At 68.2% G+C, this 17,064-nt stretch carries 17 protein-coding genes; 11 read left to right on the top strand and 6 right to left on the bottom strand.

Annotation, left to right across the window (positions count from 1 at the left end):
- Positions 1–4 precede the first annotated feature (4 nt).
- Positions 5–1,387, bottom strand: a complete 1,383-nt coding sequence (locus UK23_RS48975; RefSeq protein WP_052685098.1) for a toll/interleukin-1 receptor domain-containing protein — start codon at positions 1,385–1,387, stop codon at positions 5–7.
- Positions 1,388–1,509: 122 nt separating this feature from the next.
- Here UK23_RS48975 and UK23_RS27180 point away from each other — a divergent pair, with 122 nt between their 5' ends.
- On the top strand, positions 1,510–2,871 hold the full coding sequence (locus UK23_RS27180) for an amidohydrolase family protein (RefSeq protein ID WP_082115009.1): 1,362 nt from the start codon (positions 1,510–1,512) through the stop codon (positions 2,869–2,871).
- On the opposite strand, the gene UK23_RS27175 is transcribed toward UK23_RS27180, so the two are convergent.
- Positions 2,826–3,620 carry an SDR family oxidoreductase gene (locus UK23_RS27175; RefSeq protein ID WP_045314500.1) on the bottom strand — a complete coding sequence of 265 codons (795 nt, stop codon included), beginning with the start codon at positions 3,618–3,620 and terminating at the stop codon, positions 2,826–2,828. The two genes, UK23_RS27180 and UK23_RS27175, sit on opposite strands and share 46 nt — an antisense overlap.
- A 96-nt stretch (positions 3,621–3,716) precedes the next feature.
- On the opposite strand from UK23_RS27175, the gene UK23_RS27170 reads away from it, so the two are divergent.
- Entirely contained in the window at positions 3,717–4,130 is a 414-nt protein-coding gene (locus UK23_RS27170) for a DUF3592 domain-containing protein (RefSeq protein ID WP_156213414.1), read from the top strand.
- On the opposite strand, the gene UK23_RS27165 is transcribed toward UK23_RS27170, so the two are convergent.
- Positions 4,127–5,341 carry a PHB depolymerase family esterase gene (locus UK23_RS27165; RefSeq protein WP_045314483.1) on the bottom strand — a complete coding sequence of 405 codons (1,215 nt, stop codon included), beginning with the start codon at positions 5,339–5,341 and terminating at the stop codon, positions 4,127–4,129. The genes UK23_RS27170 and UK23_RS27165 overlap by 4 nt on opposite strands.
- 164 nt (positions 5,342–5,505) lie before the next feature.
- Between UK23_RS27165 and UK23_RS27160 the strand changes: the two genes are divergently transcribed.
- Both UK23_RS27160 and UK23_RS27155 read left to right on the top strand, forming a co-directional pair.
- On the top strand, positions 5,506–6,384 hold the full coding sequence (locus UK23_RS27160; RefSeq protein ID WP_045314482.1) for an ABC transporter ATP-binding protein: 879 nt from the start codon (positions 5,506–5,508) through the stop codon (positions 6,382–6,384).
- Positions 6,381–7,145, top strand: a complete 765-nt coding sequence (locus UK23_RS27155) for an ABC transporter permease (protein WP_045314481.1) — start codon at positions 6,381–6,383, stop codon at positions 7,143–7,145. Before UK23_RS27160 ends, UK23_RS27155 begins: the two co-directional genes overlap by 4 nt.
- On the opposite strand, the gene UK23_RS27150 is transcribed toward UK23_RS27155, so the two are convergent.
- Positions 7,142–7,774 carry a hypothetical protein gene (locus tag UK23_RS27150; protein WP_156213413.1) on the bottom strand — a complete coding sequence of 211 codons (633 nt, stop codon included), beginning with the start codon at positions 7,772–7,774 and terminating at the stop codon, positions 7,142–7,144. The two genes, UK23_RS27155 and UK23_RS27150, sit on opposite strands and share 4 nt — an antisense overlap.
- A gap of 142 nt (positions 7,775–7,916) precedes the next feature.
- On the opposite strand from UK23_RS27150, the gene UK23_RS27145 reads away from it, so the two are divergent.
- The gene (locus UK23_RS27145) at positions 7,917–9,011 is read left to right on the top strand and encodes a helix-turn-helix domain-containing protein (RefSeq protein ID WP_231114689.1); all 1,095 of its coding nucleotides are present in this window, start codon (positions 7,917–7,919) and stop codon (positions 9,009–9,011) included.
- Positions 8,993–10,216 (top strand): hypothetical protein, encoded by a 1,224-nt coding sequence (locus UK23_RS27140; protein WP_156213412.1) that lies wholly within the window; start codon positions 8,993–8,995, stop codon positions 10,214–10,216. The genes UK23_RS27145 and UK23_RS27140 overlap by 19 nt, the downstream gene beginning before the upstream one ends.
- On the opposite strand, the gene UK23_RS50595 is transcribed toward UK23_RS27140, so the two are convergent.
- Positions 10,145–10,639 carry a GNAT family N-acetyltransferase gene (locus UK23_RS50595; RefSeq protein WP_045314478.1) on the bottom strand — a complete coding sequence of 165 codons (495 nt, stop codon included), beginning with the start codon at positions 10,637–10,639 and terminating at the stop codon, positions 10,145–10,147. The genes UK23_RS27140 and UK23_RS50595 overlap by 72 nt on opposite strands.
- Positions 10,640–10,799: 160 nt before the next feature.
- On the opposite strand from UK23_RS50595, the gene UK23_RS27130 reads away from it, so the two are divergent.
- Together UK23_RS27130 and UK23_RS27125 are read left to right on the top strand one after the other, a co-directional pair.
- The gene (locus tag UK23_RS27130; RefSeq protein ID WP_052685093.1) at positions 10,800–13,061 is read left to right on the top strand and encodes an ATP-binding protein; all 2,262 of its coding nucleotides are present in this window, start codon (positions 10,800–10,802) and stop codon (positions 13,059–13,061) included.
- A 28-nt stretch (positions 13,062–13,089) separates the two neighbouring features.
- Positions 13,090–14,334, top strand: a complete 1,245-nt coding sequence (locus UK23_RS27125) for a hypothetical protein (RefSeq protein WP_156213411.1) — start codon at positions 13,090–13,092, stop codon at positions 14,332–14,334.
- Here UK23_RS27125 and UK23_RS27120 read toward each other — a convergent pair.
- Positions 14,316–15,302, bottom strand: a complete 987-nt coding sequence (locus tag UK23_RS27120) for a hypothetical protein (RefSeq protein WP_156213410.1) — start codon at positions 15,300–15,302, stop codon at positions 14,316–14,318. The two genes, UK23_RS27125 and UK23_RS27120, sit on opposite strands and share 19 nt — an antisense overlap.
- Before the next feature lie 317 nt (positions 15,303–15,619).
- Here UK23_RS27120 and UK23_RS27115 point away from each other — a divergent pair, with 317 nt between their 5' ends.
- Genes UK23_RS27115 through UK23_RS27105 form a run of 3 tightly spaced genes read left to right on the top strand, consistent with a single transcriptional unit; the run spans position 15,620 to position 16,984 of the window.
- Complete coding sequence (locus UK23_RS27115; protein WP_156213409.1) at positions 15,620–15,946, top strand: hypothetical protein; 327 nt, start codon at positions 15,620–15,622, stop codon at positions 15,944–15,946.
- Positions 15,943–16,659 (top strand): WXG100 family type VII secretion target, encoded by a 717-nt coding sequence (locus UK23_RS27110; RefSeq protein WP_045314476.1) that lies wholly within the window; start codon positions 15,943–15,945, stop codon positions 16,657–16,659. The genes UK23_RS27115 and UK23_RS27110 overlap by 4 nt, the downstream gene beginning before the upstream one ends.
- A gap of 1 nt (position 16,660) precedes the next feature.
- The gene (locus tag UK23_RS27105; RefSeq protein WP_052685090.1) at positions 16,661–16,984 is read left to right on the top strand and encodes a hypothetical protein; all 324 of its coding nucleotides are present in this window, start codon (positions 16,661–16,663) and stop codon (positions 16,982–16,984) included.
- Positions 16,985–17,064 lie beyond the last annotated feature (80 nt).

The raw sequence follows: 17,064 nt of genomic DNA, 5'->3' as shown, positions 1-17,064 counted from the left end.
CGACTCAGGAGTACCGGGCGCGGGTGGCCTGGCGGAGTTCGCGCCAGGCCGCGGCCACCTGATCCGGCTCGCCGCCGAACGCGCCCGCCCGGAGCAGGGCGGAGTCCGCGTTGAGCCGGGCGAGGTTGCGTTCGTAGATGACCGAGTCGTCGCGGTCGAGCTGCACGGCGAACTCGCCCAGCGACGAGAAGGCTCCCTCGTGCAGTTCCAGCAGGCTGCGCAGGAACTCGTAGTCCGCGAACGCCCACTCGAACGAGCTGCCGTCGACGACGTTGAAGAAGACCCTGCTCAACACCTGCCTCAGTTGCACGCTCAACGCCTGACGCGGCGGCGTGCCGGCCCACGACGGAAGTGCGGCCGCGTGGCGCGGGTCGACGACGTTGCGCAGTGCCAGGGCGCGCAGGACCGGTGTGGTCCGGCCGTCCGTGCCCACCGAGGTCTGGCACAGCAGGCGGTGGACGAGGTCCTCGCGGTCCGACGCGACGGCTGCTACTCCGATCACGTAGACCAGCAGCAACGCCGGGTAGGACGCGGCGTTGACCCACACGTCCTGGGCGCCGCGGTCGCGTGGCGACGGGCGCAGGAAGCGTTCGGCCAGAGTGGTCCACAGGTCGTCGTGGCGGCGGTCGCCGGACCGGACGCCGATGGCCACCAGCCGCAGCAGTGGGGCCATGTCGTGCTCGTAGCCGGTGAGGCGTTTCTCCAGCTCGGCGGGCAGCTCGCTGTCGTCCAGGTGGCCGCTGGCCGGGTAGCGGGACTCGGCCAGCAGGTCGAGCACGGCCGAGGCGGCCGACTGGACGCGGTCGGTCACCGTTTGCCCGACCGGTTCGGCCAGGGCTCGGCGGAACTCGGTGACCGGGCTGCGCAGTTCGCCGTCGACGGCCGGGGGGATGTCGCGGGCGGGCTTGGACGGGCCCTTGAGCAGTTCCGGCACCAGCTCGACGAGCTCGTCCACCAGGCGCGGGAGGTCCAGGTCGTCGCTGCGGTGGTGAATGCGCAGGTACTGGCAGCGGGCGAGGCGCTTCAGGGCGTCCGGCAGGTCGGCCTCGGTGAGCGGGTCGATGCCGTCCATGAGGACCGGGATGACGCGCAGGCCGCAGTTGAAGGCCTCGGTGATCTCGCGGCGGACCCAGTCGTCGGTTTTCTCGAGGCGGCGGACGCCCTCGCGGTCCACGGCGGCTGACCAGCGCGGGCCGATGAGGGCGAGCAGGACCTCGCAGCGGCGCAGGCCGCTCAGGATCTCGCGGGAGAAGTCCTCGCCCAGGCGGATGGACTGGCTCGCGTAGAAGACCTGGTCAGCACCGAAGCGCGCGCTCAACTCCCGCTTGACCAGGGCAGCAGCCCATTCACCGTCTCCGGTGCGGTAGTTGACGAACACGCCAGGCATCGCCCGAACCCTCTCATAGGTGCGCTCTGGCGTGGAGATTACTTACCGCCGCCGGGCGGCTCCGCACAGGGAACGGAACAACACTGGAGTGAGTGCATCGAGTGCCGATACTGTCCGTTGACGTGGAGAAACGCGTGTTCGCGCTGACGTTGGCCCTACTCCTCGCCGTGGGTTTCCTGGTGAGCCCGGAACCGGGGTCCGCCGGCGGGAGGACGCTGGTCCGCAACGCCTCGATGGTGCTCACGATGGACCCGGCGCTGGGCACGCTCGAGAACGCCGACGTGCTGATCGACGGCGACCACATCGCGGCGGTCGGGCGTGGGGTGCCGGCGGAGGGCGCGCGGGTGGTCGACGGGCGGGGCAAGATCGTCCTGCCCGGCTTCGTGGACCTGCACACGCACCTGTGGCAGTCGCTGATCCGAGGGTGCGCCACGGACAAGGAGCTCAACGGGTGGCTCGGCGGCTGTGTGCTGCCGTTGCAGGGTTCGACGGTGAGCGGGGCCGACGCCTATGCGGGTGCGCGACTATCCACATTGGATGCGATTTCCACGGGCGTGACGACGGTGACGGACTGGTCGCACGCCTTCAACCCGGACTTCGCGCGCGCCAACCTGAAGGCGCTCCAGGACTCCAGGCAACGGTTCGTCTTCGCGTTCATGGCGGGCACGGACTCGTGGATCGCTCCGGAGGTCCGTCGGATCAAGAAGGACGTGATCGACCGCAACCCGTTGGCGCACCTGCAGATCGGCACGCATCCGGCGAACTGGAACGTGGCGAACGTCGAGGCGTCCGAGAAGCTGGCTCAGGAACTCGGCGTGCCGTTGAACGTGCACCTGCTGGAGTCCAAAGCGGACCCGGCGACCGACCAGATGGAGGTGCTGCGCCGCGCTGGTGCGATCCGGCCCGGCCTGCTGGCGAACCACGTCGTGCACGCGACCGACGCGGAGCTGGACGAGTTGGCGGCACATGACGTCCGCATCGCGCACAACCCGCTTTCCAACATGCGCCTGGCATCCGGCATCGCGCGGGTACCGGGCATGAAGGCGCGCAACATGAAGGTCGGCCTCGGCCTCGACGGCGGCACGAACGACACGTCCGACATGTTCAACAACATGCGCGCCGCCGTGGGCCTGCAGCGAGCGCAGTCCGCGGACCCTGGCCGTTATCCCAAGCCCGCGGACGTGCTGCGGATGGCGACCCTCGGCGGCGCGGAGGCGTTGGGGCTGGAAAAGGAGATCGGCTCGCTGACGCCCGGCAAGAAGGCCGATCTGCAGGTGATCAACGCGCAGGCGCTCAACTTCGCTCCCCGGTTCGACTGGGCGAGCCAGCTCGTCTTCAACACGCAGCCCGTGAACGTGCAGTGGGTGTTCGTGAACGGTGTGGCGCTGAAGAAGGACGGCAAGCTGGTGGGCGACACCGACCGCGTGATCGCCGACGCTCAGGCGGCCGCGGACCGCGTCCGGGCGATCTTGCCGTCGAAGTAGCGGTTCAGCACCGGCGCCAGCAGCGAACCGAACCGCGCCAGCACCTTCATGCTCAGGTCCGGGCAGATGAGGAACCGCCGCTTCTCGATCCCGGCCACGATCGCCTGCGCCACCACCGACGCGGGCAACGGTTTGACCGTACCGCTGATCGCGAACGTCTCGGCGGGCTTGAACCTGTTCTCCTCGGCCAACTGGGGCGTGTCCACGTCCGGCGGGAACACGACGCCCACGTGGACTCCGTGCGGCCGCAGCTCCGCCCGCAACGACTCCATCAGCCCGCGCACCGCGAACTTCGCCGGCCCGTACGCGCTGTAGCCGTAGATCCCGAGCAGCGCCGTGGCCGACGACACCGCCACCACGCTGCCCTGCCGTCGTGCCACCATCCCCGGCACCACCGCCCGCACCACGTTCAGCGTGCCGAAGTAGTCGACCTCGATCATCTGCCGGAACGCGTCGTCCGGGAGCTCCAGGAACCTGCCGGGCCTCGCCACCCCCGCACAGCTGACCAGCACGTCACACGGCCCCAGTTCCGCCAGCACCTTCGTGACACCGGCCACGTCCGCCACGTCGACCGCGCGGAAGTCCACTTGGGCCCCGGTGGCGCGCAACTCCTCCGCCGCCGTCTCCAGCCTGTACCTGCCGCGCGCCAGCAACGACAGCCGCGCCCCGCGGGCCGCGAGCAGACGCGCGGTCTCCAGCCCGATGCCGCTGGAGCCGCCGGTGATGATCACGTGCTTGCCGTTGAACATCGGCACAGCGTGTCCAACGACTGGCGGCGAGTCCATCCGCCAAATGCCTGTCACATTCGGGGCCGATGCAGCGATGTGATCACCGAAGGAGGCGTGGTGGCGAAGTCGTTGAAGTCGAGGACGGGCCGGATCGTGGCCGCGATCGTGCTGGTGGGCGCGGTCGGGGGCCTGGTGCTGGTGATGAGGGCGTCCGCCGAGCAGCACTCGTGGGCGAGCACCGAGGGCGTGGTGCAGGAACGGCTGAAGTCGGGCAAGAGCGTCTCGGTCAAGGTCGAGTTCCCGGCCCCGGACGGTTCGAAGCAGGTCATGACGCTGTCCGAGAACGGCTCGGCCCACCCGCCCGGCGACCGCGTGACGATCCGCTACGACGTGGAGAACGGTCGCGTCGTCGAGGCCGCGCTGGCCGACAACGACCAGGCGCACTGGGTCGGCGGGATCATGCTGGGTGTCCTGATCCTCGGCGCGCTGTTCGCGAACTTCATGGCGTGGACGCCCAGGCCCCGTGACTAGCATTTCACCCAGTAGTTCGGTGAGGTCTGGCGGATGCTGCTGCTGGTGAACGTGTTCCACAGGCCGAGCGCTTGGTTCGAGCCAAGCGCGTAGGTCTGTCCGTAGAGGACATAGGCGCGGCCCGCGGTCGTGTGCGCGTAGTTGCTCGCGGTCACGCAGTCCGGGGCAGGCGTTGTCGGCGGGGTCGTGGTCTGGCCGTTCGTCATCGCCTTGACCATGTTCACGATCGCGGTCATCTGCGGGCCGGACTTGAGCGCGTACTGGGCGGACTGGTAACCCCACCAGTCCCAGCAGCCGCGCGGGTTGCCGGTCATCGTGGTCGCCTGCGGGTAGAGCACGATCATGTTGTTGGTGTCGGCGTACTCGTTGAGATAAGCCTTGTCCATCAACGCGTTGCCGACGAGACCGTAGTACTGGTAGCAGCCGTGCAACGTCACCATCAGCTTGCACGGTCCCGTCTCGCACGCCCGCGGCACGTACGCGAACCCCTCCCGGCCCATGCTGACCGCCGCCGCGTTGCCACCGGGCACGTACCCGCTCTGGTCGAACTGCACGAGCTTGCCGGACGGTGCCGGGGCGGCCGGACCGGCCTGGCCGAACAGGTGGGTGAGCATCTCCTTCACCGGGTCGGCCGTCCCGCAGTTGTTGACGTACGGCGACGACGTGGAGCCGCAGCTGTTCGGGCCGATCGGACTGACCCACGCATGCCCGGCCGCTGAGGTGTTGTGGTAGGCCACCCGAGCGCCGAAGTCGCGGTAGTAGGTGGCGAGATCGTCGTTCACGGCCGGAGCGACGGTCTGGTCCGCGGTGCCGTGGAACAGCCACACCGGATCACCCGACAGGTTCTGCGGCGGGTCGACCGTGCCCTGGGCCGCCCTGCTCCTGGTCAGCTCCTCCAGCTGAGCGGGCGTCCTGCGCGCTTGGAAGGTGTCCATGCAGGCGAACTGGGCGGTGTTCACGCTGTTCTGGGCGCAGTCGTAGGCACCGGCCGAGAAGATGCCGGCGCCCTGGAAGACGCTCGAGTACGCGACGTGCAGCTGGTTGGCCAGGAAGCCGCCGGACGACAGCCCGCTGACGTAGGTGCCGGTGATGTCGTACCTGGCAAGGGTTCCCGGCTGTGGCGCCGGAACCGCGGCCGTCGAGATCGACAGGGAGGTCGCGGCCACACCGGTGGCCATCGCCAGTCCCAGCAACGCTTTCCTCGATCGCATGTGCTCGCCTCCGTCGTTGCAGGCAGGACGACACCGAGGCTAAGACCGGGTAACTGGACCGCACCACGTGTGCGGTCGACACATCGAAGCTCCACCTGATGGTGCACCGCACCATTGGGCGATTCGGCCCGCGACGGACAGCCGCGCCCGCTACGGTGAAGCCCGTGCTGACAGCGTGGGGGCTGACCAAGACGTACGAGGGACGCAGGGTCGTCGACCAGGTGGGTTTCGAGCTCCAACCGGGAACCGTGACGGCCTTCCTCGGGCCCAACGGCGCGGGCAAGTCGACGACCCTGCGGATGATCACCGGGCTCACCCGGCCGGATCATGGCCAGGCGACGGTCGCGGGCCGCCCGTTCACCGCGTGGCCCAACCCGTCCCACGTGGCCGGGGTGCTCCTCGACGCGGCGGCTGTCCATCCTGGACGGAGCGGCCGCGGCCACCTGCGCATGGCCGCCACGCTCGCGGGTGTGCCGAGCCGGCGGGCGGACGAGGTGCTGGAGATGCTCGGGCTGGCCGACGCGGCGACGCGCAAGATCGGCAAGTACAGCCTCGGCATGCGGCAGCGCCTGGGCATCGCGCACGCCCTGCTCACCAACCCTCCGCTGCTGGTGCTCGACGAACCCATCAACGGCCTCGACCCGGAGGGCATCCGGGCGGTGCGCACCCTGTTGCGGGGGCACGCTTCCCGGGGTGGCACGGTGCTGCTGTCCAGTCACGTGCTGTCCGAAGTGGACCAGACCGCGGACCGGGTGCTGGTGATCGGGAACGGGCGCATCGTGGCGGACGGGCCGCTGGCGAGCCTGACGACTTCCTCGCGTTCCCTGGTGCGGGCCAAGGACATGCAGCGGCTGGCGGAAGCGTTGCAACGGGGCGGCGTCGCGATCCAGCCCGCACCGGACGGCTTCATCGCCGCGCACGCGCCGGTCGAGCGGGTCTCGGACGTCACGTTCGCCGCGGGGGTGCCGTTGCTCGGGCTGCGCGAGGAGCAGATGAGCCTGGAAGACCTGTTCTTCCGCCTGACTTCGGGGAGCAGGGCATGACCCAGACCTACCCGCCACCCGTCCAGCGCGCGGCCGGGCGGTCACCGTTCTGGCGGCTCGTGGTGGTCGAACTGCGCAAGCTCGTCGGCACCAGGTCGGACAAGCTCGTGCTGGCGTTCGCCCCGGTCTTCATGGTCGGCTTGATGTTGCTGTTCACGCTCACGCAGACGAACCTGGCGAGCGCGGGCAAGCAGATCGGGCCGCTGCTGATCGCGGTCCAAATAGGACTCCTGCTCGTCTTCGCGACCGTGATCAAGCTCGTCGCGGGCGAGTGGCAGTACAAGAGCGTGCAGCCGACGTTGCTGGTGCAGCCCTCCCGCATGCGCTACTTCCTGGCGCAGGGCACGGTTCTCGCGATGGTGTGGCTGATCTGCTCACTCGTCACGTTCATCCTGTTCCCGGCCCTGATCAAGACCACCGCGAACGGCCTGAACCACAACTACCTGCTGGGCATGCGGCTGGGCTGGGTGCTCGGTGTGACCATGCTGGCCACCGCGCTGGTGCTGCTCACCGCGCTGATCATCTCGCTGCTGGTGCCGAACACGGGCGGTTCGCTCACGGTGTTCTTCATCGTGGTGCCGATCCTGATGGTGGCGCGGCTCGCGCTGCCGGAGGTGTTCGGCCTGATCTACCCGCTCGAAGCCGCCTGGCACCTGGCCGGGCTCGGCACCGGGTGGACGCAGACCATCTGCTCGCTCGTGTTGTGGCTGGCGCTGCTCGGTTTCTCGCTGTTCCGCCTGCAGCGCCGCGACGCCGGCTAGCGCGCCCTGCTGCCGCCGTTCTCGTCGATCAGCGGCAGCAGCTTCTCCGCCGCACTCCTGGCCGCGGGACAGAACTCCCGCAGGGCGCGGTCGATCGGCTGGTCGACGTCCTGTTTCGTCAATGCCATGCTCTCGTCGAAGTCCATCGCGGCCCGCACCTCGAACGGCAGCTCGGACCCGGTGTCCACGGTGACCGTGCAGGACTCGTTGACCTCGCCGCTGATCGCCGTGGTGGCGTAGTAGCGGTCCAGCAGGATCGACCGCTGGAAGTAGTGGGCCGTACCGCGGTCGCCGTTCCACACGTCCACGAAGTGCCGCGCGTTCGACTTCCGCCCGGCGCCGGGCCCGAGCAGCCCGATCGTCAGCGTGCCCCACTCCATGTCCGCGTTGCAGGTCCCGCCCATGCCCGTGGCCGGCTTCTTCACGGAGCCCAGCAACGACTGCAGGTTCGACGGCAGCGTCTCGCACGTGCTGTCGAAGACCGGCTTCCGCGAGAGGGTGAAGTCGAGGTTGTCGTAGGCGATCGCCTGCGGGTCGAGCTTCGGGCCCGGCGAGTCCAGCGGCGGCTCCGGCGGCGAGGTGCAGGCCGTGAGGGCGGCGACGGAGACCAGGAGCCAGGCGAAGCGCATGCCGATCACTGAAGCACATCCGCGCACCACGCCGGTGCCGCTTCGGGACAGTTGGCCACGACCGGGTGACATGCGGGAGTCAGTCGCGAACGCTGGCGCTGCGACCGGCGATGAACGACCATCTTGGTGGTGGGCCTGATCCTTGACCGAGGACGGTGACGGGGTGCCCTCTGCCGAGGACCCGGCTTTACGGCTTGCTGGCCGGCTGCGGTCGTTGCGGACGACGAGCCAGACCGGCAAAGCCATCGCGCAACGCCAACTGGCCGAGGCTTTGGGTGTCAGCGTGCCGTTGCTCTCGTCGTGGGAACGCCGGCACGACCCGGTGTTGCCGCCTGAACATCGGCTGGCGGCTTACGCGACGTTCTTCGCCACGGCCCGCTCCGTCGAGCGGCAACCGTTCCGGATCATCGCCCAGCTGACGTGCGACGAGCAGGCGGTCCGGGACTCGCTGCTCGCCGAGCTCACCGGGCTGCGGGAGAGCGCGGAACGCGGAATCCCGATCGAGGTCGCATCTCCGTTCGCGGACGACCTGTGGCGGTTTCCGGCGACTCAGGACATCACGATCGTCTGCGCCGAACTGCCCGATCGACTGCTCACGCAACGTCCTTTCACCGACCCGGAAGATCCCGACTACGCGGAGCTGTACCGGTACTCCGATCTGGACTCGCTTCTCGAGCTGCACGGTCACATCCGAGCGTTGAACCCGTCCAGCAACGTGCAAGTGCGTTCAGGGGCGTCATCCCTCGAACCCGACCGGTACACCGGCCATCTGGTGCTGCTGGGCGGCGTCGACTGGAATCAGGTCACCGCCGGAGTGCTGCATCGCGCGGATCTGCCTGTCAGGCAGCAGAACCGGGCCGAGGACTCCGACGTCACGGGTTTCGAGGTCGCTGAACGCGGAGCTCTCACGACGTTCCGGCCGGTACTGCGCAACCAGGGGTACCGAAAGGTGATCGTGGAAGATGTCGCGCACTTCGGCCGGGTGTCCAACCCGTTCAACCTCAAGCGCACGATCACCATTTGCAACGGCGCGCACTCCCGGGGAGTCCTCGGTGCGGTGCGCGCTCTGACCGATGCGCGGTTTCGCGACCGCAACAACGCGTATGTGCGGAGCCGATTCGCGGGATCGGACACGTTCAGCATCCTCAGTCGAGTGCAGGTCCTGCAAGGTTCGGTCGTGACACCTGATCGGACCGACCCCGATCACCTTCTGCACGAATGGCCTGTGAGGGACTAATGACCGCTGCCCTGAAGAGCCGCTTGCACACTCACCACGGTTCACATCGCAGTCTGCTGCACACCGCGCCGAGAACGTCGGTTATGGCGCCGGTAGACGCGATCATCGTGCCAACCGTGCGCCGGCCCCGAGCGTTGACGCACGCTGTCGACCTCGCGGCGGAGCTCAACTGCACGCTGGTCACTTTGCACAGCGGCTGTTACTCGTCAGCCCGGACGACAGCGGAACTCGCGGCCGCCAGAGGTGCAGAACTGCTGGCCGTCGACGTGGGCGAAGCTCCCCTGCACCTGTTGCCGAGGTTCAGGACATCCGCCCTGCTGGAGGGAACCCGGTTCGGCCGTCACAACGACATCAGTTTGAAACGCAACCTCGGGCTCCTCATCGCACGGACAGCGGGCTGGCAGCGAATCGTCTTCCTGGACGACGACATCGTTGTTCCCGATCCGCTCGATCTCCGCCGAGCAGCGGCCCTCACCGACTGGTACGCGGGTGTCGGCCTGAACATCCAGGGCTATCCCGACAACTCCGTCGTGTGCCACGCGTTCCGGGAGGCCGGCGGAGCGCAGGACGTGTTCGTGAGTGGTGGCGCACTCGCGGTCAACGCCCGGTCGACCTCCTTGTTCTTCCCCAACATCTACAACGAGGACTGGTTCTTCCTGCTGGATGCTGATCATCTCGGTCATACCGCCGTCACAGGCATTGCGATTCAGCAACCGTACGACCCGTTCGCCCAAGACATCCGCGCCCGCATGGAAGAACTCGGCGACGTCCTGGCGGAGGGCTTGTACTGGCTGCTGGACGAGGGATACCCGCTCCAGGACGCAGACACGGACTACTGGCGCGCATACCTGCGGATCCGACAGAGATTCATCCTCGACACCATGGAGATGGTCCGGGCGGAACGCCCGTCGGAGCTGAGAGCCAGGAAGCTCGACTCGCTGAAAGCAGCATGGGGACGCTCCCAGTACATCAAGCCCGAGTGGTGCGAAGCCTACGTGCAGGCTTGGAGGGACGACCGCCGAACCTGGCAACAGCACCTCGAGCGAATTCAGCCGAGCAGAAAGGCGAACCCCCGCGCGGGCAACGTGGAGAAGGTCGTGGCGAACTTGGGACTGGCGTTCTGCAGCAGGTACCTACCGGGCCAAAGCCTTGGTCAAGACGTTGCAGATCTCGACCTGTCGATGCCCGTGGCCGTCACCGACTGAGCAGCACCTGATCGGCGGGTGCGGCCACACCCGATAGCCGAGCCTGGCGTAGAGCTGCCCTGCGTCCGCACTGCCTACCCCGACGGCCAACGCGATCCTGTCGTATCCCTGTGCGGTCAACAACTTCTCCGCAACCTGGACGAGAGTGGTCCCGACACCCGTGCGCCGGCAATCCGGGTGGATCTCCAGGTGGGTGATCAACGGGACTCCGGGCAGGTGCTCACGAATCTCGCGCTCCTCGGCCTGCTCCATCCACAGATGGACGACCCCCACCACTACATCCGCGCACCACGCCGTGAGCAGAACCCCACGACCGTCAGCTTGCCTGTCCAGGCGGTCCGCGAAGAACCGCTCCTGCCCCAGCCGCCGGGTCAGTGACCCGAGATCGCCGGGTCGAGCGGGCCGGATGTGCAAGTTGGACATGAGACCTCCTCACCGAACCATCGACGTTTCGTGATCAGCCACCAACAGCACGAACCCGAATGGCTGACAGGAAGAACCCACCAGCACCAATGTGCCGGAGAGCCGATACGAACGACACCCGCGCGTCGATAGCCTCGGAAAGCACGACGGAAGGGCTCGAGTGTCGAACGAGGCCGGTGAGGACGACGCCCGCACTGCCAACGAGATGTCCGGCAGGGCGGCCGCCGTCGTTCAAGCCGGGTCGATCGCCGGTGGTGTGCACCTGCATTCGGCTCCGCAGATCGAGGTCCCGGTGCCGCACGAGCTGCCGCCCGACGTGCACGCCTTCACCGACAGGGTCGAGCAGCTGGCCGAGATGGACCTTCTTCTCGGGTCCGCCGAGGAGTCACCCGCGGCGATGGTGATCTCCGCGGTGTCCGGCACCGCGGGAGTCGGGAAGACCGCCTTCGCCACGCACTGGGCCCACCGGGTCAGCGCCCGGTTCCCCGACGGTCAGCTGTACCTGAACCTGCACGGTTACGGCCCGGAGCGGCCGGTGTCGCCCGGTGAGGCGCTCGCCAGCCTGCTGCGTTCGCTGGGGATCCCGAACGCGGACATCCCCTTCGAGCTGGACGAGCGTGCGGCCCGGTTCCGCAGCATCGCGGCCGGTCGCAGGATGCTCATCGTGCTCGACAACGCACGGTCCGCGGAGCAGGTTCGGCCGCTCCTGCCCGGCACGTCCTCGTGCCTGGTGCTCGTCACGAGCCGGGACACCTTGCCAGGACTCGTTTCCCGCGACGGAGCCCGAAGGGTCAACCTCGACCTGCTGCCGCACGCGCAGGCTGTAGCGCTGTTGCGCATGCTGGTCGGTCCCCGCGTCGACGCGGAGCCGGAGGGCGCCGATGCTCTCGTCCGGCACTGCGCCAGGCTTCCGCTCGCTCTCCGGATCGCCGCCGATCTGGCTTCCAGCAACCCGGACGCGAGCCTCACCGAGCTCGTCAGCGACCTGACGGACGAGCGGGGAAGGCTCGACCTGCTCGAAGCGGGAGACGATCCGTACACGGCGGTGCGTGCGGTGCTGTCGTGGTCCTACCGCAATCTCGAACCTGACGAAGCACGCGCGTTTCGTCTGCTGGGGCTGCATCCCGGCCGTGACTTCGAGCCGGTCAGTGCCGCGGTACTGATCGACGCGACGCCGACCAGGGCTCGGCGGGTCCTCGGCTCGCTGGTTCGCTCGCATCTGCTGGAGCGCACCAGAACGGGCCGATACCAGATGCACGACCTGCTCCGCGTCTACGCGGCCGACCTCGCGTCGCAAGAGGAATCCAGCGCGGCGCAGGAGGCGGCGTTGCGGCGGCTGTTCGACTTCTTCCAACGCACCGCTTCGCTCGCGATGGACGTCCTCCTCCCCCACGAGCAAGATCGCCGGCCTCGGCTCCCGGAGGCCGGTGAGCCGCTGACGAACTTCGTCGACGACGCCCAGGCGATGCGGTGGCTGGAAGGCGAGCGGGCGACGTTCCTGGCTGTCGCGGCTCAGACCGTGGACACCACCTGGGCGATCTACGCGAGTCTCCTGTCCGCCACGCTCTTCCGGTACTTCGACGTTCAAGGGCACTTCGACGACGCCGTCACACTGCACACCTTCGCGGTGACGGCGGGACGGCAGCAGCGGGATCCACTCGCGACCGGCCGGGCCATGCACAACCTGGGAACCGTGTACCAGCGCCTGTGCCGCTACCTGGACGCCCGCGACCACCTGGAACAGGCGATCGCGATGATCTCACCGACTGGTCATCCGATGGCGGAAGCGCTGGCGCTCGTGGACCTCGGACACGTGGAGATGCTGCTCGGCCGGTTCGACGACGCACTTGAGTACGACTCACGGGCACTGAGGCTCTTCGAAAGCGCCGGAGATCGCAGCGGGCAAGGATCGGTGCTCAACAACATGGGTCTCGTTCTCGACCGGTTGCACCGCCACGAGGAATCCGTCGAGCACACTCAGCGGGCATTGGCGTTGTTCCGGGAAACCGATGATCGGCCGCGCCAGGGATATGCGCTCAGCGACATCGGCGTGGCACTCCAGCACCAGGGAAACTGCGCTGAGGCGCTGAACTACCACCGAGAGGCGCTGGTTCTCGCGCGCGCCACTCATGATCGGGCCTTGGAAGCCGAAGCCCTCAACGGACTGGGCAACGCCACCCGGATCGTGAGCGGCGCCGAGTCGGTCATGGACTTGCACGAACAGGCGCTCACCATCGCTCAGGAGATCGGTGACCGTCACGAGCAAGCGCAGGCGAACGAAGGGTTCGCCCACGCTCACGCGGCGTTGGGGAACATCGCAGAAGCCAGGAAGAGCTGGGAGTTGGCGCTGGCGATCTACGTCGATCTCGGTGCTCCCGAAGCCGACCACATCCGCCGTCGGCTCGCCGACCTGACCGAATGACGAGCGTCGACTGCCAGGAGGGTCTGCTGTGACGGTTCAGGGATTGATGTTCGTGCTGCTCCTCGTCTCCGCCGCCGCACTCGTGCCCTGGCGGCTCCGTCCCGTGACCGCTGTTGAACAGTTCGGTGCCTTCACGGCGTACCGGTCGTCGCTCGCCACCATGCCCGCTGCCGATCGTCACAAGATCACACAGGCGCCGGAGGGTCCGGCATCCTGTTTCGACGGAGTCGTCGTGCCCTCGGCCCGCGGCGCGCACCACCTCAGCGCGGCCGCGATCACCGCGCGCAATGCCGGTTCCTGCCTGGTGGTTCTCACCAGCGGCCGGACCGACGCGGCAGAAGCCGGGACACTGCTGGCCGGGATTGGTCTCGCCCGGCACGAGTACCTGGTTCTGCCATTCGAGAACTTCTCTCGCGCGGCCATCCTCCCGATGCGAACGTCCGGGCATCCGCTCGCGAACACGACCGGTGATCTCAGTCAGAAGAGGAACGCGGGACTGATCATCGCGTGCATCCTCGGCTGGCGAAGCGTGCTCTTCGTCGACGACGACGTGCAGCCGATCAGCCGGGCGGACCTGAAGGACGCGGCCGCCCTGCTCGCGGGAACGGATCGCGGCGGTGTCCCGCGGCGCCTCGTCGGCTGGGCGATCAACGAGTTCCGCGACTTCTCCGCCGTCGGGCACGCACGCACGCACGGCACGGACGCGCGAGTCTCGTTCGCAGGCGGGGGTGCCATGGCGATCAGTTGCGATCCGCTGCCGCCGTTCTTCCCACCCGTCTACAACGAAGACATGCTGCTGTGGCTGGAGATGCTCCGCCACGACCCGGCGGCGGCCTGCGTCGTGGGCACGACGACACAGCAGGAGTACGACCCGTACCGCGATCCGCAGCGCGCGGCCGCCCAGGAGTTCGGTGAGGTCCTGGTGGAAGGCTTGCTCAGGACGCCGCGGCTGAGCGAGGTCGTCAGTCCTGGCTTCTGGAGGTCGCTTCTGGACGAACGGCGCGCGATGTTGCGTGAGTTGTCCGCCGGTCTCGTGGAGCGCGGTGTGTCCGACGCCGCACGTGTCGTCCAGGTGGCACTCGACACGCACACCGGCGACTGGCCGGACCTGTTGGCGAGGTTCGTCGCGGACTGGGGCCGTGATCTCGAGCTGTGGCGCGACGCCCTGTCCTCACTGCCTCGGACGAATCAACTCGGCCAGGCCGCGGTGGTGCTGGCCCGCCTGCTCGGGCAGCGAACCCGGCCAGACCTCGATCAGGCACCTGACAGGTAGCGGTGCACGAGCCCGGCGTCGGCCAGCAGCTTCTGGACCGGCTGCCCACCGTGGTGCCGGCGCGTGAGTTCGACGTGCCTGCGCCAGGTCTGCCGATCCGCTCGCCACGCGGACATGAAGTCCAGGCACAGCCCCGGTCCGATCAGGAGGTTGCACTCCAGCGCGGCCGTGAGGCAGGCACGCATCCGGTCCTTCGTGACGCTGTCGAGTTGTGCACGCTCGGCCATGCCCATGACCTCGTTGATGAACAGCCTGCGCCGAGCCAGATACCGGTGCCAGTACCCGGCGTCGGCGTCAGTCAGCCGGCGTCCGGCGCCCAGCAGGCTGAACAGGCCTTCGGCAATGCAGTCGCCGAACTCCTCGGTCCTCGCCCTCGTGGTGTCCAGGTAGGGGTCGTACGGTTGCTGGATCGCGAGTCCTGTCACCGCCGACGGCGACAACCCGGTGTCGTTCAACAGGAAGAGCCAGTCCTCGTTGTAGGTGTCCGGAAAGAACGAGGTGAACGACGCCTCCCCCACCGCGAGCGTGCCGGTGCCGATGAAGGTGTCCTGAGCCCCACCCGCGTCGCGGTGGGCGTGGCACACGACCGAGTTGTCCGGGAAGCCACCGACCGGCAGCCCCACGCGGCTGTACTCGCCGAGCAGTCCCGCGGCGTCGCCGAGATCATCAGGACGCGGGACGACCACGTCGTCGTCCACGTAGACCACCCGCTCCCACCCTGCCACCGCCGCCATCAACAGCCCCAGATTGCGCTTCACGCTGGTGTCGGTGCGGCGGTCGAAAACACCACCGCGGAGCATCGCGGTCGTCCGGAACTCCGGGATGAGGCCGGGTGTCGCCGCGGCGATGTCGACAGCGACGATCTCGACGCCCTCGCGTTCCGCGAGCGACGCGGCGGCTTCCGCCGACGACCGGCGGCTGCACAGCGCGACGAGCGTGCAGCGGTGGTGCTTCGCGAGCGCGATCACGGTTCGAAGGCAGGAAGAAGGGCGCGACGTCGGAACGATGATCGCGTCCACCTTCGCTGGAGCGCCCGGGGCGGCGCGGGCCAGGAGATGACGATGCGACGAGTCGTGATTCGCTGCCGGTGAGCTCACTTCGGCTCCTCCACGAGTCGCTCGGGCCCACCGAGATTCGATCTCCCGGGCGTGATGTCTCCACACCATGCCCGACGGACACGGCGTCGCGAGGCGAATGACTGCTCGACCACCTGCCGCCGCCGGAGAGCCCCTGGAAACGGAACAGAAGTGGCGGGGTGACCGGCCCGGCTGAGGTAATGGCCGGCATGACGTTCAGCGTTCAGCCCCGGGACTTCCACACGTTCCAGGCGCAGCTCTCCGACCTGGCCGATCAGGCGGTGGCGGGCAAGGCGTACGCGCAGAAGCACGTGGCGCTGACCGACCGGCAGGCCGGCCGGGCCGGTGGCGTTCTCTGGGGCACGGCGATCAGGAGCATCCACGACGTCTCCGCCGCCGTCGCCAAGAACCTCGACAGGCTCAAGGAGCTCGTCGACGCCAGCGCGCTCGAGGTCGTGCGCACGGCGACGATGTACTCGCGCACCGACCAGGCGACGGCCGAACGTCTCGACAAGACCTACCGGGAGCAGCCGTGAAGCCCGTTGAGATGCTGCTCGAGCCGGAGGCGAAGGGCGCGATGCCCAGCGCCGCCGACGAGCTGTTGTCCGTCGCCGACTGGCTGAACGTGAGCCACTCGGTCATGAAGCTCACCGAGTGGGTCACCGGCGGCATCAACCCCGGCCAGTGGCTCGTCGACTACGTCACCGGCGACTGGGCCTCGTACAGCAAGGCCGGCAGCGCGATGGTGCACCTCGGTGAGTACTACGCGGCGTACGGGCAGGCGCTGACCGAGCACAAGAACGTGCTGATGAAGTCGTGGCAGGGACATGCGGCCACAGCGGCGGACGCCTACTTCACCAAACTCGCGGACGCGGTCGCGGGCCAGCAGGAGGCTCTGACCGAGATCGGCGAGGAGCTCCACAAGGTCGCGTACCGGATGTGGACCCTGGCGAAGATGCTGGACAGCCAGCTGGAGAACCTGCTCGAGCTCATGCTGGAGGCGGCGATCGGTGCCGCGCTCGGCACCGCGACCGCGGAGACGATCCTGGGCCCGATCGCCGGGTACGCGTTGGCGGCGTTGCGGATCAAGAAGGCGGAGCGCGTGTGGCAGACGGCCGTCGAGGCGCACGACAAGGCGTACAACGCCGTCCTGGCGTCGCTGGCCCTGATCCTCGCCGCGTTGTCGAAGCTCCAGTCGCTGACCGGACATCCGTTGCCGCAGGGCGCCTACGACCACCCGGGAGCCTGAGATGGCCATGTCCGACGAGCTGCGCGTGCTGCGCGACACGAGCGGTGATCCGGCGTTCCGCGCGCTGCTCGACGACGTGATCACGGGCAGGAAGTCGTTGCGGCAAGCGGCATCGACCGATGTCTTCGGCCAGGGGGTGGAAGCGCGGGTCGCGAAAGGACTCGACGTGCTGTCGTCGATGTCCGAAGAGGACTTCGACGCCTTGGCGGAGCGGGGTGAGCAGGCGCTCACCCCGCCACCTCCCAAGCCGGTGGCACGCCGACCGATGGCACCACCTCGCGCCGACGACGATGACGACTACGAGGTCGAGGTGATGGAGCCCTAGACGGGCCGGTAGCCCGTGCCGCCCAGCCGCCAGCTCGGCTCGTACAGGCCACCGTTGTCGAACAGGACGTGGAACGACCC

Source organism: Lentzea aerocolonigenes (assembly GCF_000955955.1).
GTDB lineage: Bacteria > Actinomycetota > Actinomycetes > Mycobacteriales > Pseudonocardiaceae > Lentzea > Lentzea aerocolonigenes_A.
The sequence above is the reverse complement of the archived record's forward strand: the minus strand, read 5'-3'. Positions and strand labels throughout refer to the sequence as shown.

Bases quoted from the DNA above. Each gene is read 5' to 3' on its own strand.
- UK23_RS48975 (WP_052685098.1), bottom strand. From the start codon at position 1,387: ATGCCTGGCGTGTTCGTCAACTACCGCACCGGAGACGGTGAATGGGCT.
- UK23_RS27175 (WP_045314500.1), bottom strand. From the start codon at position 3,620: ATGTTCAACGGCAAGCACGTGATCATCACCGGCGGCTCCAGCGGCATC.
- UK23_RS27165 (WP_045314483.1), bottom strand. From the start codon at position 5,341: ATGCGATCGAGGAAAGCGTTGCTGGGACTGGCGATGGCCACCGGTGTG.
- UK23_RS27155 (WP_045314481.1), top strand. From the start codon at position 6,381: ATGACCCAGACCTACCCGCCACCCGTCCAGCGCGCGGCCGGGCGGTCA.
- UK23_RS27150 (WP_156213413.1), bottom strand. From the start codon at position 7,774: ATGCGCTTCGCCTGGCTCCTGGTCTCCGTCGCCGCCCTCACGGCCTGC.
- UK23_RS27140 (WP_156213412.1), top strand. From the start codon at position 8,993: ATGGCCTGTGAGGGACTAATGACCGCTGCCCTGAAGAGCCGCTTGCAC.
- UK23_RS50595 (WP_045314478.1), bottom strand. From the start codon at position 10,639: ATGTCCAACTTGCACATCCGGCCCGCTCGACCCGGCGATCTCGGGTCA.
- UK23_RS27115 (WP_156213409.1), top strand. From the start codon at position 15,620: ATGACGTTCAGCGTTCAGCCCCGGGACTTCCACACGTTCCAGGCGCAG.
- UK23_RS27105 (WP_052685090.1), top strand. From the start codon at position 16,661: ATGGCCATGTCCGACGAGCTGCGCGTGCTGCGCGACACGAGCGGTGAT.